The sequence below is a fragment of the Streptomyces hirsutus genome, assembly GCF_001418415.1.
Classification (GTDB): Bacteria; Actinomycetota; Actinomycetes; order Streptomycetales; family Streptomycetaceae; genus Streptomyces; species Streptomyces hirsutus.
Genome location: NZ_LIQT01000463.1, coordinates 1 through 14,750 on the forward strand (window position 1 = coordinate 1; position 14,750 = coordinate 14,750).

Below are 14,750 nucleotides of genomic sequence, written 5' to 3' on the forward strand. Positions count from 1 at the left end.
ACCAGCCGGGCCCGGCTGGTCGACCTGGACGGCGCGTCCTGGCTGTCCCTCGGCCTGCTGCCGCCCGAGGACAGCGCCGCGCTGGTCACCGAGACGCTGGGCGCCGGCCGGGTCGCCGCCGAGCCGGACGCGGCCGCCGAACTCACCGAACGCTGCGGCCATCTCCCGCTGGCACTGCGGATCGCCACGGCCCGGCTGCGCAACCGGCCCCGCTGGACGCTGGCCTACCTGGTCGACCGGCTGCGCGACGAGACCCGCCGGATGATCGAGCTCACCTCCGGCGAACGAGGGGTCGCGGCCACCCTGCGCCTGTCCTACCTGGCGATGACCGAGCGGCACCGCACCGCGTTCCGGCTGCTGGCGATGCACCCCGGCGCGCGCATCGACGCCCACGCGGCGGCCGCCCTGCTCGGCCTGGACCTGTTCGACGCGGAGGACCTCATGGAGCACCTGCTGGACGTCCACCTGCTCCAGCAGCCCGACATCGGCCAGTACACCTTCCACGACCTGGTGCGCAGCTTCGCCCGCGAACTGCCCACCTCCGAGGAGGAGACGAGGGCCGTCACGGAACGCCTCCTCGGCTACTACGTCTCGGCGACCGAGGCAGCCTGCCAGGTCCTCTTCCCGGGCCGCATGCGGCACCCCACGGAACTTCCCGCGTACGAGGGCGAACTGCCCCCGCTGGCCGACGCGGCCGCCGCCCGCCGCTGGTTCGCCCTGGAGCACAAGGGCCTGATCGCGGCGACCGCGCTGGCCTCCGGCCGCGGCCTCGACCGGCACACCGCCGCCCTCGCCCGCAACCTGGTCTTCCACCTCAACGCCCGCGGCCACTTCACCGAGTACGCGGAGGTCGCCCGCACCGCCGCGGCCGCCGCGCGCCGCACCGGCGACCTGTGGCTGCTCAGCGGCACCCTGTCGAACCTGGGCGTGGCCTGCTGGAAGCTCGGCCTGCTGAAGGAGGGCATCGAGACGGTCACGGAGGCCCGCGAGGCGGCCGTACAGGCCGGCAACCGGCTCACCGAGGCGCATGCCGACAGCGTCCTCGGCATCCTGCACGCCACCGGCGCCGACTACGAACCCGCCCTCTTCCACCTGCGCCGCTCGCTGTCGCTGGCGCGGGAGCTGGGCGCCGAACGCAATCAGGCGGACGTCCTGTGCACGCTCAGCACGGTCTACGAGGAGCTCGGCCGCCATGCCGAAGCGGCACAGGCCGCCCGGGAGGCCGCAGGGATCTCCCTGCGCCTCGGCTATCTCAACAACCAGGTGACGTCCCTGACGGACCTCGCGTTCGCCGAGGTCGGCCTGGGTGACGCGAGCGCCGCCGGGGAGAGCCTCGCCCGGGCCCGCGCGCTGTGCGACGAGCGGGTCCCGGCCGGCGACACGGCTCTGCTGCTCGCCCTGTCCGCCCGGGTCGCCCAGCTCCTCGGCGACACCGGGGCCGGCCACGGTTTCGCCGCCCGGGCCCTGGCCCTGGCCGACGAGACCGACGCCCCGCTGCGCCGCGCCAAGACCCAGAACGTCGTCGCCCGCTTCCACTTCCACGCCGGCGCCTACGAGACGGCCCGCGACCTGCACGAGCAGGCCCACCGCAGTGCCACTCGGGCCCGGCTGCGCGCCGAGGAGTGGCACGCGCTGTCGGGTATGGCGAGCGCGGCACGCGAACTGGGCGACCCGGCGGCGAGCACCCACCAGACAGCCGCCCACGGCCTGCTGACCCACCTGGGCCTGGCCCGTCCCCCCGCAGAACGCTGAACGCCCTCCCACGGACGGCTGACCACGCGCCCGCAGAACGCTGGCCACGCGCCCGCGCCCGCAGAACGCTGGCCACGCGCCCGCGCCCGCAGAACGCTGAACGCCCTCCCACGGACGGCTGACCACGCGCCCGCAGGACGCTGGCCACGTGCCCGTGCCCGTGGACGGCTCCGCGTCACCTGACACGAAGGCGCCCCCGCCCGATGACCCGGGCGGGGGCGCCTTCCCGAAAGTGTCCTCGGAAGTGTCCTCGGAGGGCTGCGCTACGGCCGCACGCTAGTGCGGGCCGACGTCGCCGGCCACTACCCGGTGCGTGGCAGACCCGGCCGGAAGGTCCGTGGCGGTCACCGCGGAGCCCAGTCCGAGTGCCAGGGCCAGCGCCGCGTGTATCCCGATCAGTGCCGCTGCCTTCGTACGCATGTTTCTCGTCCCCCAGGGCTGGTTGGCGGTGGCCGGCAGTGCTGCCCGCTCTCGACATCGGCGATATTTCCGGCGGCGGTTCCCGATCCGGTCCCTTCTCGTTCCCACCCGCGCGGGATCGTCACCGCTGCTCAGAGCCCCCCGTCGGCGCAGCCCGCGACCCGCGGCCCGTCCGGGGTCAGCACGGTGTCGGTGCGCAGCGCGCCCTCGGAGAATCCGGCGAGGTCGAGGAGTTCCCGTACACAGGACCGCACCCGGGACACTTCGTCCGGCGTCCCGGGCGGGCCCGTGCCCTCCCGCACCACGCTCACCACGTGATGCATCCCGCCCAGCGAGAGCGTCTCCACCCGGCAGCGGGGCCCGGGGAGCAACTCCTCGACGAGGCGCGCCCCTTCATCCGCGGTCCCGGCCCACAGGGCGAGCGCCTCCCGGTCCCGCACGAAGGCGGGCCCGGCCCACCGTCCCCTGGCATCGCGGGACTTGATGACGACGGGCAGTCCGATCCGCTCGGCGGAAGCCCGGGCCCGGGCGACTCCGTCGGTCTCCTCCGCCCGCACCGGGGGCCAGGACGCCTCGAGCAGCAGCCGCCGCAGCGCCACCGGATCCTTCAGCCGCTCGGCGGCCGGGTCCCGCCACAGCATCCCGTCCCGCTCCCGCCGCACCCGCCGTACGACGGCCCGGACGTCGTGACTGGCTCCCGGCCCGCACATCAGCTGTCCGATGCCGTACCGCCGCATGAGCCCGGTCAGCAGGCCGTGCAGGGTCCCGTCGGCGACCCCCACCGGACCGGCGACGAGCCGCCGTTCCAGGGGGACCGCGCCCGGCAGCGCCTCCCGCGGCCCCACCACCGCCCACAGGTCGAACCCGGCGGCCACGGCCGACCGCACGAGCCCCTCCCCGGGCATCACCAACAGTATCCGTTCCGCAACGCTCGCCACGGCCTCTCTCCCACCGATCCGCTCGAACACCGCCAGGCTCTCCCGCCGCCTTCCTGTTCACCTCCCGCCCCGTTCCCCGCGCCACGGCCCCGGAGCCAGAACGACCGGACAGCGCCAGGCTCAGCACCCCTCGACCGGAGGTGAGCGGGGCGGGGGCGGCCGGGGCCGATCTCCGGCCGGTTCCGGGCAGGTTCCAGGTCGGTCATGGTTCGGTCCCCTGAGCTGAGGGGAATCGCATGGCCGCGTAGCGTGTGGTGCAGCACGACGAGGGAAAGATCCTTCTCAAGCATTGGGGTCATTCCTTTGCCTACCTATTACTCTTGAGCCCAAGGCCGCGCTGTGTGGCCATGGAGGAGTGAAATGAGGAGCAGAAACCCGGTCTTCTCGCGACGGGGGTTCAGCCGCGACAACGGCTACGCGGGCTTCAACACCGCGCCGCAGGCCGGGGGTCCCGCTGTCGCCACGCAGGGCAACCCGTACGCGCAGCCCACCGGCAACCCGTACGCGCAGAACCCCTACGCGCAGAACCCGTACGGCCAGCAGGACGTGCAGCACGGCGCGCCGCCGCAGGCGCCCGCCACTGCCGGCCGGATGACCATCGACGACGTCGTCATGCGCACGGGCACCACGCTCGGCGTGCTCGTCGTCTTCGCCGCGCTCGCCTGGGCCCTGCTGCCCGTGGACGACGCCAACATCGGCCGGTCCATCGGCATCGGCATCGGCGCCGCGCTGGTCGCCATGGTCCTGGGCTTCGTGCAGTCCTTCAAGCGCAAGGCCGTGCCCGCGCTGATCCTGGCGTACGCCGCGTTCGAGGGTGTCTTCCTCGGCGTCATCTCCAGCGTCGTCGACAGCTACTTCGCCGACGGTGCGGCCATGCAGGCCGTGCTCGGCACCATGGCGGTCTTCGTCGGTGTGCTGGTGGCGTACAAGGCGGGCTGGATCCGCGTCAACCGCCGTTTCTACGGCTTCGTGATGGCGGCCGCGCTCGGCTTCATCCTGCTGATGGCAGTGAACCTGCTGTTCGCGGTGTTCGGCGGCGGTGACGGCCTCGGCTTCCGCAGCGGCCCGCTCGGCATCATCTTCGGTGTCGTCGGCATCATCCTCGGCGCCTGCTTCCTCGCCCTGGACTTCAAGCAGGTCGAGGACGGCCTCGCCTACGGTGCCCCGCGCGAGGAGGCCTGGCTCGCCGCCTTCGGCCTCACGCTGACGCTGGTCTGGATCTACCTGGAGTTCCTGAGGCTCATCGCGATCTTCAGCAGCAGCGATTAGCGACCGGTCGGCGCGTCGGTGACCGACGCGCCGGTCACGCGGACGTACGCAAGGGCCCCGGGTTCACCCGGGGCCCTTCGCCGTGGTGCGGGCAGGGTGGGTGGTGGGCCGTCATGGGCAGGGCGTGGGCTCAGCGCAGATTGCGCGCGGCCCTTCTCAGGTCGTACTCGTGGACGATCGCCTTGGCATGGCCGTACGCCAGGTCGTACTCGTGGCGGAGCCAGCTGACCTTCTCCTCGAAGCGGAAGAGGGAGGGACCTTCTTCCTCGACGGTGCGCAGCCAGTCGGAGACCTCACGACCGGTGCAGTGCGGGATACGGGCGAGCATGTTGCGATGGGTCTCTTCGGAGAGGACTTGGGACATCGGCGCCTCCAGCGCAGGGGTGTGAGCCGGTCCTTCAGGTCACCGTGCCTGAGCGTTCGTCCGTTGGCAACAGTCCTGTCGTGCCGCGTACGCTCACCGCGTGGTTGATAAGACGCCCCTCACCCGTGCCGTGGATCATTTCGCCGACCGCCTACGGGCCGCGCCGCAGAGCCGCCTGCAACGGGGGGCCGCCGCCGAGGCGCTCGCCCTGGCCAGGGAATTGGCGTTGTGGACCCAGCGCCTGGAGGAGCCGGGCACCGAGCCCCGCGAGATGCCCGACGCGGGCATGTTCGCCGCCGCCGACCAGATCACCGTCGCAGGCCACGACCTGGCGCTCGTACTGGAGGACGAGAAAGAGGTCGCAGAAGCGCTACGGCTCGTGGAGGAGGCGCAGAAACGCGCCGGGGTGTAAGGACACGCCCGGCGCGTGGAAAGGGCGCGCCGAAAGATTCGGGCGGAAGGGTCAGGCGGAAAGGTCAGAGGGACGCGATGACGCGGTCCGCCAGGATGTAGACGTTCTCCTCGCCGCAGGCGAAGGTCAGCGTGTACGCGCCCGAGATGCCGGAACCGCCCAGCAGGAACGGGGCGTGGCCCTCGCGCAGGGCCGCGGCCAGCCGCTCCGCGGTCTCCCGGTGCCCCGGGGTCATGCACAGCGTGGTGCCGTCGGCGAAGACGTAGACGTCCAGGGTGCCCAGCGGGCCGGGGCGGACGTCGGTCAGTTCCACCTCGGAGGAGGCCAGCTCCTCCAGCGTGGAGACGGTGCGCTCGTGGTCGTTCGCGACCGGTGACGGGTTCGGGACGAAGTCCGGGTGCGAGGGGTGCCGGCGACGGGCCGCGGCCAGCTCCGGGGACTCCGTGGGCGTAGCGCCCTGGACGAAGTCCTTCGAGGCGTACTCGTCGGTTTCGGCACCCGGGTCGGCCACCGGCTCCAGACCCACGAAATCGGTCTGCCGGGGCATGAACAGCTCGCTGTCGGCCAGGCCCAGCAGGGACGGCGCGTCGGAGATGTCACGCGCCTCCTGGGCGGCCCAGAACGCCCGCGCCTCGGCGAGTTCCCGTTCCCGCTCCTCCGCCAGGGCCTCGGCCACGGCCGTGCGTATCTCGTCGGCGTGGGCGGAGCGGGCGGCGGGCAGGAGCGCACGCATGGCGGCGGCACGGTCCTTGACCAGCTCGGTGTGCAGGGCCGCGACCTGCCGGCGCAGCACCAGAATGCTGCGCAGGACGGCGACGCCCACGGCGCCGGTTGCGGCCGTGGTGACCAACAGGGCGATCGGCATGGCGCTCACTGACGTACTCCCGGTTCAAAGTCGACCCCCGACTTCCTACATCAGCTTGAAGGGTGGACTAACCATCTGTCAGTGCGTAACGTCACGAAACGGACAGAGTGTTGTTTCCGGTCCGAGTGAGGGTAGGGCTCTGACCTGCGCGAATCTCCTTGGCGAGGGAGATAGGTCACATCCTGGGGGAGATTGGATCACGGAACGGCCCGGAACCCCGGTGAGGCAGGGGTTCCGGGCCGGTTCCTCGCCGACCGTGCCGCTTCGGCTGCTTTGTGCCGCCGCGGCGCCGGTCGGCCCGGGTGGTCAGCTGAGGCGCTCGATGACCATGGCCATGCCCTGGCCGCCGCCGACGCACATCGTCTCCAGGCCGAACTGCTTGTCGTGGAACTGGAGGGAGTTGATGAGTGTGCCGGTGATGCGGGCGCCGGTCATGCCGAACGGGTGGCCGACGGCGATCGCGCCGCCGTTGACGTTCAGCTTCTCCAGAGGGATGCCGAGCTCGCGGTAGGAGGGGATGACCTGCGCGGCGAACGCCTCGTTGATCTCGGCCAGGTCGATGTCGTCGATGGTGAGACCGGCGCGGCGCAGCGCCTGCCGGGACGCCTCGACCGGGCCGAGGCCCATGATCTCCGGGGAGAGGCCGGAGACGCCGGTGGAGACGATCCGGGCGAGCGGGGTCAGGCCCAGCTCGCGGGCCTTGGTGTCGCTCATGACGACGAGTGCGGCGGCGCCGTCGTTGAGCGGGCAGCAGTTGCCGGCGGTGACCAGGCCGTCGGGGCGGAAGACGGGCTTGAGGCCGGAGACGCCCTCCAGGGTGACACCGGCGCGCGGGCCGTCGTCCTTGGCGACGACGGTGCCGTCGGGCAGCGTCACCGGGGTGATCTCGCGCTCCCAGAAGCCGTTCTTGATGGCTTCCTCGGCCAGGTTCTGCGAGCGGACGCCGAACTCGTCCATGTCCTGGCGGGTGACGCCCTTCAGCCGTGCCAGGTTCTCGGCGGTCTGGCCCATCGCGATGTAGGCGTCCGGCGCGAGGCCGTCCTCGCGCGGGTCGTGCCAGGTGGTGCCCTCCTGCTCCGCGACGGCGGCGGTACGGGCCTCGGCCTCGGCGAAGAACGGGTTGCGGGTGTCGGGCAGGCTGTCGGAGTTGCCCTTGGTGAACCGGGAGACCGTCTCGACGCCGGCCGAGATGAAGACGTCGCCCTCGCCGGCCTTGATGGCGTGCAGCGCCATGCGGGAGGTCTGCAGGGACGAGGAGCAGTAGCGCGTGACGGTGCAGCCGGGGAGGTGGTCCATGCCCATCTGCACGGCGACGACGCGGCCGAGGTTGTTGCCCTGCTCGCCGCCGGGGAGGCCGCAGCCGAGCATCAGGTCGTCGATGTCCTTGGGGTCCAGCTCGGGGACCTTGGCGAGGGCGGCCTGGATGATCGAGGCGGTCAGGTCGTCCGGGCGCACATCCTTCAGGGAGCCCTTGAAGGCGCGGCCGATGGGGGAACGGGCGGCAGAGACGATCACGGCTTCGGGCATTACGGCTCCTGAGGGAAGGGGCGGCGCGCAGCGCCTCGTCAAGGGGTGGTGGCCGGGCGCCGGGCGGGCGTACCGGGTGGTGGGGCAGGGCTGCTTGGGAAGTTACCCGGACGTAGTGGCGGGGTCACGGGGCGCGCAGTGTGACACTGACCGCATCTTACTAAGCGCTTGCTTGGGTCTGGGAGTCTCCGGACTCCACGGCCTGCGGCTCCGGCTCCCGCACCCGGCGGCGCTTGCGGCGCTTGAGGAGGGCCCAGGGGCCCCTCTGCCCCGTGGGCATGGCCGCAGTGACCTCGGTACCCGCCTCCGAGGCGGCCTCGGCCGCGGCCCGGGCGACGGGGAGGAAGCCCTCGCGGCGCGCGGCGTCGGGCCGCTCGTCCTGGGCCGGCCACAGGCCGAGGGCGGCGCAGACCGTCGGCAGGACGGCCATGGCCGCCGTGGCGTACCCCTCGGCGGAGGGGTGGTAGCTGTCGGGGCCGAAGAGCTCGCGGGGATTCGCGGCGAACTCGGGGCCGAGCAGGTCGCCCAGCGACACCGTGCGCCCGCCCTGCTCGACCGTGCCGATCGTCTGGGCCGCCGCCAGTTGCCGGGAGGCCCGCCGGGCCAGCCAGCGCAGGGGCTGCCGGACCGGTTCGATCGTGCCCAGGTCGGGGCAGGTGCCCACGACGACCTCCGCACCCGCCGTACGCAGCCGGCGCACCGCCGCGGACAGATGGCGGACGGAGAGCGCGGGCGACATGCGGTGCGTGACGTCGTTCGCGCCGACCATGATCACGCAGATGTCGGGCACCCGGGACGGATCCGCGAGCGCCCGCGTCACCTGCCGGTCCAGCTCGTCGGAGCAGGCCCCGGGCACCGCCACCGTGCTCAGCCCCACCGGCCGCTCCGCGATCGCCGCGATCCCCGAGGCCAGCAGCGCGCCCGGGGTCTGACCGGCCCGGTGCACGCCCTGGCCGACGGCCGTGGAGTCGCCCAGCATCGTCAACCGCAGCGCCGGTTCACCGGGCACCGTGTAGGCGGCGCCGTACAGGCCGTCCGCGGTCGGTACGTGCGGACTCCTGCCGTTGCCCACGCGGCGCCGCGCCAGCCGGACCTCGGCCAGCAGCAGTCCGACGCCGGCCGCACCGGCCAGGCCGATGCCGCCCCCGCCGTACGCAGCGCCGGCCGCGATCCGCCGGGCCACCCTCGCTCTCGACATCCTCGTCATGCCTCGCCGCAACCTCCTCCGAGCCGTACAGCGGTACCGCCTCGCAGCCGCACAGCAGCACAACCTCACAGCCGTACGCACGGCCTCACAGCCGTACACCAAGTGCTTGCCCCGTACGGACCGTGATCCAATCTTCGCGGTGAGTGAACGACCCGGGAGGGGTGGGAGCGGGGGCCGGGCTCGGGGACAGTGTCCGGAACAGGCTCTACGCTGGCATCACTACGTCAACCACATCTTTTGCAGCATCCGGAGACAACGGTGCAATTCCACGACTCGATGATCAGCCTCGTCGGCAACACCCCGCTCGTGAGGCTCAACAACGTCACCCACGGCATCGGGGCGACCGTCCTGGCCAAGGTGGAGTACTTCAACCCCGGTGGCTCGGTGAAGGACCGCATCGCCCTGCGCATGATCGAGGCGGCGGAGAAGAGCGGAGAGCTGCAGCCGGGCGGCACCATCGTCGAGCCGACCAGCGGCAACACCGGTGTCGGCCTGGCCATCGTGGCCCAGCAGAAGGGGTACAAGTGCATCTTCGTGTGCCCCGACAAGGTCTCCCTGGACAAGATCAACGTGCTGCGGGCGTACGGGGCCGAAGTGGTCGTCTGCCCGACCGCGGTGGACCCCGAGCACCCCGACTCGTACTACAACGTCTCCGACCGGCTGGTCCGTGAGACGCCGGGGGCCTGGAAGCCCGACCAGTACTCCAACCCCAACAACCCGCTCAGCCACTACGAGTCCACCGGCCCGGAGCTGTGGGAGCAGACCGAGGGGAAGATCACCCACTTCGTGACCGGGGTCGGGACCGGCGGCACCATCTCCGGGACCGGGCGCTACCTCAAGGACGCCAGCGACGGCCGCGTCCAGGTCATCGGCGCCGACCCCGAGGGCTCCGTCTACTCCGGCGGCTCCGGGCGGCCCTACCTGGTGGAGGGCGTCGGCGAGGACTTCTGGCCGACCGCCTACGACCGGACCGTCGCGGACGAGATCGTCCCCGTGTCCGACAAGGACTCCTTCCAGATGACCCGGCGCCTCGCCAAGGAGGAGGGCCTGCTCGTCGGCGGATCGTGCGGCATGGCCGTGGTCGCGGCGCTGCGGGTGGCCGAGCGGCTCAGCGAGGACGACGTCGTCGTGGTGCTGCTCCCGGACAGCGGACGCGGCTACCTCAGCAAGATCTTCAACGACGAGTGGATGGCCGACTACGGCTTCCTCGAGGACGCCGGCCCCAGCGCGCGCGTCAGCGCCGTCCTCGACCACAAGGAGCACGGCCACATCCCGTCCCTCGTGCACATGCACCCCGACGAGACGGTCGGGGAGGCCATCGAGGTGCTGCGCGAGTACGGCGTGTCGCAGATGCCGGTCGTCAAGCCGGGCGCCGGTCACCCGGACGTGATGGCCGCCGAGGTCGTCGGCTCGGTGGTGGAACGGGAACTGCTGGACGCGCTGTTCAGCAAGAAGGCCTCGCTCGACGACCCGCTGGAGAAGCACATGTCCGCTCCGCTGCCGCAGGTCGGCTCCGGTGAGCCGGTCGCGGACCTGATGGCCGTGCTGGGCAAGGCCGACGCGGCGATCGTCCTGGTCGAGGGCAAGCCCACCGGTGTCGTCAGCCGCCAGGACCTGCTCTCCTTCCTCGCCAAGGACGGGAACTGACCGGCGGGAACTGACCGGCGGGAAGCGGCGGACGGCTGACGTCCGCCGACGGCGGGTGAACCTGCCGGGAGCGCCGGGAGTCGAGCCGTGACGTGATCTCCGTGGACTTCGCGGAAGTGGTACGCGGGTGTCACGTGCGCGCAGCACTCGCTTAACACCGGTCCGGCAGATTGGTTGTTGCCGGCGGGCAGGGAGCGGCTCCCCTTCCCGGCCGGCAGGGAACGGCGTCACAGGACCTCCGGAGCGGCTCCCGGACCTCCATGGACGCCAGGCGCGCAGCCCGGCCCGACCGGCCCGCGTCGCTACGCGGGGACCACCGTCGTCCCGCCCCCCCCGGCCACGGGGGTGCGGTGGTCCCCGCGTCGATCCCGTCCAGCCTGCCGCGCCCGGCCCTTCGGGCCCCGTCCTTCGCGTGCGGCCCCCGCATTCAGTCCTCCCAGGCGTCGTCCTGCCGCTGCGGCCTGTGGCGGCCGAACAGGCCCGGGTTGATGCGGGCCGCCTGGACGACGTTCACGCCGACGATGCCCAGCCAGGCGACCAGCAGGCCGGGCAGATGGGCCACGCCGCCGCCGATGGCGGACAGCGGCACCGCCAGGACCAGGGAGACGATCCCGAAGCCGAAGCGCTCGCCCCAGGTGTCCGTGGCCCTCGGCGACCGGGAGTCCCGGGCCACCGTCATCTGCTGCTCGGCGAGCTGCCGGCGCACCCGGCGCTCCACCGCCCCGTCGATACGCTGGTCGACCTTCTCCAGGAACGAGTCGACCAGCGCGGACTCGTACTCGTCGCCCAGTTCCCTGCGGGCCTGCAGGGTGGCGTTGAGTTCCTTCTTCAGATCGGCGTCCCGCGCGTCCATTCCGCTCATGCGGACCACGGTAGGCAGCCCGGCCGCCCACGGCACTGGGGATAGCCCCCCTTGTCGGCCGGGGGTCTGCCCGGTCCCGGTCGTGCGCGCCCGGGGTTCGCCTGTATAACGGCATGCAGGAAGCACGGCGGGTGAATGGGCCGGGTCGACAGCCGTGTGATCAGGTCGAGGGGGAGCCGCGTCATGAGCGTCACCGAGGGGCCCGCCGCGCGTCTGCAGGCGCTGTTCGAGGGGCACCGGCTGACACCGACGCAGCGGCGCATCGCGCACAGCATGGTGCGGCGCGCGGCCGACGTGCCGTTCCTGTCCAGCGTGGAACTGGCCGAGCTGGCCGGGGTCAGCCAGCCCTCCGTGACCCGGTTCGCGGTCGCCCTCGGCTTCGACGGCTACCCCGCCCTGCGGCGGCATCTGCGCGAGGTCGCGCCCTCCGGGCCGCCGGCGCCGGACGCCGGGTCGTACAACGAGTACCAGCAGGCCGTCGAGGCCGAGATCGAGAACCTGCGGCACCTGGCCGAGGTGCTCGCCGATCCGGAACCCGTGCGGCGGGCGGGGCGGATCCTCGCGGGCAGCCGGCCGCTGCCCGTGCTCGGGCTGCGCGCGGCGGCGGCGCAGGCCCACGGCTTCGCCTACTTCGCCGCCAAGGTCCACCCCGACGTACGGTTGCTCAACGAGGGCGGCACCATGCTCCACGACCGCGTCGACGCCGCCGCCGCGGCCGGCGCCGGGGCCCTGCTCTGCTTCGCGCTGCCCCGGCACCCCCGGGAGGTCGTCGACGCCCTCACCCATGCCAAGGAGGCGGGGCTGACCGTGGTCACCGTCGCCGACTCCGCCTTCGCGCCGGTCGCCAAGGTCTCCGACCTGCTGCTGCCCGCCGCCGTCGGCACCGGGCTCGCCTTCGACACGGCGTGCGCGCCGATGCTGCTGGGCCGGGTACTGCTGGAGGCGATGTGCGACGACCTGCCCGACGCCCAGGCCCGGCTGGAGGAGTTCGACACGAAGGCGGCGACGCGCGGCCTGTTCGTCGAGTGACACCGGGACCCGGGGCGGCGGGGCGAGGCGCCGCCCCTTGCGGGGGATCTCAGATTTTTCTCACCTCGAGTCACTAATCTGCGCTCCGGACCCTACGGACGCTCCACTGAAGTGGGACGGGAGGCTGGACGTGATGCGCGCAGGACGCGGAGGACAGGGGCTGGCTCGGGTGGCCGTGGTCGTACGGGCCGGGGCCGCACCACTGTGGTGGCTGGGCGTGTGCGCGGCGGGCATCGGCGTGCTGGTGCCGGGGCTGACCGGCCGCCGGATCGGTGTGTCGGCCGGGGCCGCGCTGTTCCTCGTGGCCCTCGCCGTGGTGGCGTACGCACGGCGTGGGCGGTACCGCGAGCTGGCCCGGCCGGCGGTGCGGGCCGGTAAGCACGACGTGCTCCAGGACCGGGCGGTCAGCATGCGCACCTGGCGCCGCCGGCACCGCTGGTGGCTGCTGCTGGCCTTCCTCGCCGCCCTGGGCGGCGCGTTCGTGATCCCCGCGGCGGGCGGTCTGCTGCTCGCCGGGTGCGGTGTGGGTCTGTGGCTGAAGGCGTCCTGGATCGGCCGCCTGGAAGAGGCCGGCGAGGCCCTGCTGTGGGTCCGCGTCGACTGGCTGAGCGGCGGTGCGAGCAGCCCGGCCGGCAAGGCGGTCAAGGGCTACCGCACCACCGGCATCGCGGCAGGCGACGCGACCCCGGGCGGCGCCCGCCGCCGGGCCTCGGCCCTGACCTGACCCGCCTCGGCCCTGACCTGACCCGCCTCGGCCCGGTCCGGCCCGCCCGGGCCTGAGCCGCATCAGGCCCGGGCGGGACCGGTCAGGATCGAGCGGTCACGGGATCAGGGCGTCGAGGTGGGCGCCGCCCGATTCGGCCACGATCTCCTCGGCGGTCTGAGCCGGACGTACCAGCGCGAAGGCGACCCCGGCGCCCGGACCGCTCGTGCGGTTCGTACGGTCCGTGCCACTCACGTGGTCCGTGCCGCCCGCTCGGTTCACGTGGTGCGCGGTGAAGCCGTGGACGGCCGGGCGGGGGAGCGAGTTGTATCCGTAGTGGTGGGCGAAGGCGTACGCGCCGGTGTCCAGCGCCGCCACGTAGTCGTTCTGCTCCAGCAGCGGCAGCGGGATCTCGCGGGCGAGCAGGTCGCCCGCGAAACAGGCCGGCCCCGCCACGTCCTGCATCACCGCCGGTCCCGCCTTGGGCCGCCCCGCGGCGTCGTACGCGGCGATCCTCAGCGGCCACGCGGCCGGCGCGTACACCGTGCGCGCCGCCACCTGCACGCCCGCGTGCGTCACCGCGACCGCCCGTCCGCCGGCGCTCTTGGCGTACTCCACCCGGGCGACCACCGTGCCGTGCTTCGCCAGCAGCGACCGCCCGAATTCGGTGACCAGCCCGTACCGCCCGTCGAACAGTCCGGGCACCGTCTCCTTCAGCAGCCGCGCGTACCGCGTGTACGTCGGGCCGGCCGTGTCGGAGGTGAAGTCGACCGGCAGCCCGCCACCGACGTCGACGGTGTCGACCTGCTGCCGCCCCGCGCGCCGGTTGATCTCCTCGGCCAGCGCGTACGTCTCCGCCACCCCCCTCGCCATCAGGGGCAGGGCGATGCCCTGGGAGCCGGTGTGCGTGTGCAGCCGGGTCAGCCACGGCCGGTCGAGGTACGCCCGCACGACCCACTCCCGCGCCCCCTCGTCGCGCAGTGCCACACCGAACTTCGAGGTCGCCGTCGCGGTGGACAGCGCCTCGATGGTGCCGCCGCCGACCTGCGGGTTCACCCGGATGCCGAGGGGGGAGCGGAGACCGGCAGGCCGCGCCGGGGATTCGGCCATCAGGGCGTCGATGCGCGCCAGCTCCTGCGGATTGTCCGCGTTGACGGCGATGCCCAGGGCCAGCGCCTCCCGCAGCTCGGCCGGTGTCTTGGCGGGTGAGTCCAGCACCGTCCGTTCCGGCGGCACCCCCGCCGCCCGCGCCAGTGCCAGCTCGCCGGGGCTGGCGACCTCGGCCCCGATGCCCTCCGTGTGCAGCAGCCGCAGTACGGGTACCAGCGGGGTCGCCTTCACCGCGAAGGCGTGCAGTACGGGGGTGCCGGACGGTGTCACCGCCGCGAAGGCCTCCCGCAGCTCGGCCGCCGACTCCCGGATGCCCGTGACGTCCAGCAGCGCCACCAGGGGGTGATCGGGGCCGAGCAGCCCCTGTGCCACGGCGGCCCGCACCGCCGCGTCCCGCCGAGCCGCCCGCCGCGCTCCCGCCGCCCGCCCGTCGTCCTCGCCGTGACCCGTCTCCCGCGTCCTGCTGTCGTCTCCTGTTTCAGTGCTCATGCCCCTGCCCGTACCCATGTCGGCGCCCGTGTCTCCAGCCAAGCACCGTCCGGCTCTCCGCGCCGACACGGCCGCATGCATTGACTGGCTCTATTCAGACTGCGAAGGTGTGAATATCTGTAGTAAGCGCGGGAGCTCGCCACCAGGAGGCAGACC

At 72.8% G+C, this 14,750-nt stretch carries 14 protein-coding genes; 6 read left to right on the forward strand and 8 right to left on the reverse strand.

Annotated elements, in window-relative coordinates:
- The coding region (locus AOK11_RS30745) for a tetratricopeptide repeat protein (RefSeq protein ID WP_338058958.1) at window positions 1-1,752 on the forward strand (1,752 nt) is incomplete at its 5' end.
- Window positions 1,753-2,028: 276 nt separating this feature from the next.
- Here the strand turns inward: AOK11_RS30745 and AOK11_RS43095 are convergent.
- On the reverse strand, window positions 2,029-2,172 hold the full coding sequence (locus AOK11_RS43095) for a hypothetical protein (RefSeq protein WP_157869485.1): 144 nt from the start codon (window positions 2,170-2,172) through the stop codon (window positions 2,029-2,031).
- 131 nt (window positions 2,173-2,303) lie between these two features.
- Window positions 2,304-3,077, reverse strand: coding sequence for an ATP-grasp domain-containing protein (locus tag AOK11_RS30750; RefSeq protein ID WP_157869486.1), 774 nt, complete (start codon window positions 3,075-3,077; stop codon window positions 2,304-2,306).
- Between the two features lie 393 nt (window positions 3,078-3,470).
- Here AOK11_RS30750 and AOK11_RS30755 point away from each other — a divergent pair, with 393 nt between their 5' ends.
- A complete protein-coding gene (locus AOK11_RS30755; RefSeq protein WP_055596972.1) occupies window positions 3,471-4,379 on the forward strand; it encodes a Bax inhibitor-1/YccA family protein in 909 nt (302 codons plus the stop codon).
- Between the two features lie 130 nt (window positions 4,380-4,509).
- Here the strand turns inward: AOK11_RS30755 and AOK11_RS30760 are convergent, their stop codons facing one another.
- On the reverse strand, window positions 4,510-4,743 hold the full coding sequence (locus tag AOK11_RS30760; RefSeq protein ID WP_055573748.1) for a DUF4287 domain-containing protein: 234 nt from the start codon (window positions 4,741-4,743) through the stop codon (window positions 4,510-4,512).
- 100 nt (window positions 4,744-4,843) lie between these two features.
- Between AOK11_RS30760 and AOK11_RS30765 the strand changes: the two genes are divergently transcribed.
- The gene (locus AOK11_RS30765; RefSeq protein WP_206188962.1) at window positions 4,844-5,155 is read left to right on the forward strand and encodes a hypothetical protein; all 312 of its coding nucleotides are present in this window, start codon (window positions 4,844-4,846) and stop codon (window positions 5,153-5,155) included.
- A 64-nt stretch (window positions 5,156-5,219) separates the two neighbouring features.
- Here AOK11_RS30765 and AOK11_RS30770 read toward each other — a convergent pair whose 3' ends face one another.
- From AOK11_RS30770 to AOK11_RS30780, 3 genes are all read right to left on the reverse strand, one after another.
- Entirely contained in the window at window positions 5,220-6,029 is an 810-nt protein-coding gene (locus AOK11_RS30770; RefSeq protein ID WP_055596974.1) for a hypothetical protein, read from the reverse strand.
- A gap of 297 nt (window positions 6,030-6,326) precedes the next feature.
- A complete protein-coding gene (locus AOK11_RS30775) occupies window positions 6,327-7,547 on the reverse strand; it encodes an acetyl-CoA C-acetyltransferase (RefSeq protein ID WP_055596975.1) in 1,221 nt (406 codons plus the stop codon).
- 160 nt (window positions 7,548-7,707) lie between these two features.
- A complete protein-coding gene (locus AOK11_RS30780) occupies window positions 7,708-8,754 on the reverse strand; it encodes an SGNH/GDSL hydrolase family protein (protein WP_055596976.1) in 1,047 nt (348 codons plus the stop codon).
- A 258-nt stretch (window positions 8,755-9,012) separates the two neighbouring features.
- Between AOK11_RS30780 and AOK11_RS30785 the strand changes: the two genes are divergently transcribed.
- A complete protein-coding gene (locus AOK11_RS30785) occupies window positions 9,013-10,401 on the forward strand; it encodes a cystathionine beta-synthase (RefSeq protein WP_055596977.1) in 1,389 nt (462 codons plus the stop codon).
- Window positions 10,402-10,828: 427 nt separating this feature from the next.
- On the opposite strand, the gene AOK11_RS30790 is transcribed toward AOK11_RS30785, so the two are convergent.
- Window positions 10,829-11,254, reverse strand: a complete 426-nt coding sequence (locus AOK11_RS30790) for a hypothetical protein (RefSeq protein WP_055596978.1) — start codon at window positions 11,252-11,254, stop codon at window positions 10,829-10,831.
- 192 nt (window positions 11,255-11,446) lie between these two features.
- Between AOK11_RS30790 and AOK11_RS30795 the strand changes: the two genes are divergently transcribed.
- Window positions 11,447-12,292 (forward strand): MurR/RpiR family transcriptional regulator, encoded by an 846-nt coding sequence (locus AOK11_RS30795; RefSeq protein ID WP_055596979.1) that lies wholly within the window; start codon window positions 11,447-11,449, stop codon window positions 12,290-12,292.
- Between the two features lie 133 nt (window positions 12,293-12,425).
- Window positions 12,426-13,016, forward strand: a complete 591-nt coding sequence (locus tag AOK11_RS30800) for a hypothetical protein (protein WP_055596980.1) — start codon at window positions 12,426-12,428, stop codon at window positions 13,014-13,016.
- 96 nt (window positions 13,017-13,112) lie between these two features.
- On the opposite strand, the gene AOK11_RS30805 is transcribed toward AOK11_RS30800, so the two are convergent.
- Window positions 13,113-14,594 (reverse strand): type III PLP-dependent enzyme domain-containing protein, encoded by a 1,482-nt coding sequence (locus tag AOK11_RS30805; protein ID WP_055596981.1) that lies wholly within the window; start codon window positions 14,592-14,594, stop codon window positions 13,113-13,115.
- Window positions 14,595-14,750 lie beyond the last annotated feature (156 nt).

Bases quoted from the DNA above. Each gene is read 5' to 3' on its own strand.
- AOK11_RS30780 (WP_055596976.1), bottom strand. From the start codon at position 8,754: ATGACGAGGATGTCGAGAGCGAGGGTGGCCCGGCGGATCGCGGCCGGC.
- AOK11_RS30795 (WP_055596979.1), top strand. From the start codon at position 11,447: ATGAGCGTCACCGAGGGGCCCGCCGCGCGTCTGCAGGCGCTGTTCGAG.
- AOK11_RS30800 (WP_055596980.1), top strand. From the start codon at position 12,426: ATGCGCGCAGGACGCGGAGGACAGGGGCTGGCTCGGGTGGCCGTGGTC.
- AOK11_RS30805 (WP_055596981.1), bottom strand. From the start codon at position 14,594: ATGAGCACTGAAACAGGAGACGACAGCAGGACGCGGGAGACGGGTCAC.
- AOK11_RS30775 (WP_055596975.1), bottom strand. From the start codon at position 7,547: ATGCCCGAAGCCGTGATCGTCTCTGCCGCCCGTTCCCCCATCGGCCGC.
- AOK11_RS30755 (WP_055596972.1), top strand. From the start codon at position 3,471: ATGAGGAGCAGAAACCCGGTCTTCTCGCGACGGGGGTTCAGCCGCGAC.
- AOK11_RS30790 (WP_055596978.1), bottom strand. From the start codon at position 11,254: ATGGACGCGCGGGACGCCGATCTGAAGAAGGAACTCAACGCCACCCTG.
- AOK11_RS43095 (WP_157869485.1), bottom strand. From the start codon at position 2,172: ATGCGTACGAAGGCAGCGGCACTGATCGGGATACACGCGGCGCTGGCC.
- AOK11_RS30760 (WP_055573748.1), bottom strand. From the start codon at position 4,743: ATGTCCCAAGTCCTCTCCGAAGAGACCCATCGCAACATGCTCGCCCGT.
- AOK11_RS30750 (WP_157869486.1), bottom strand. From the start codon at position 3,077: ATGCCCGGGGAGGGGCTCGTGCGGTCGGCCGTGGCCGCCGGGTTCGAC.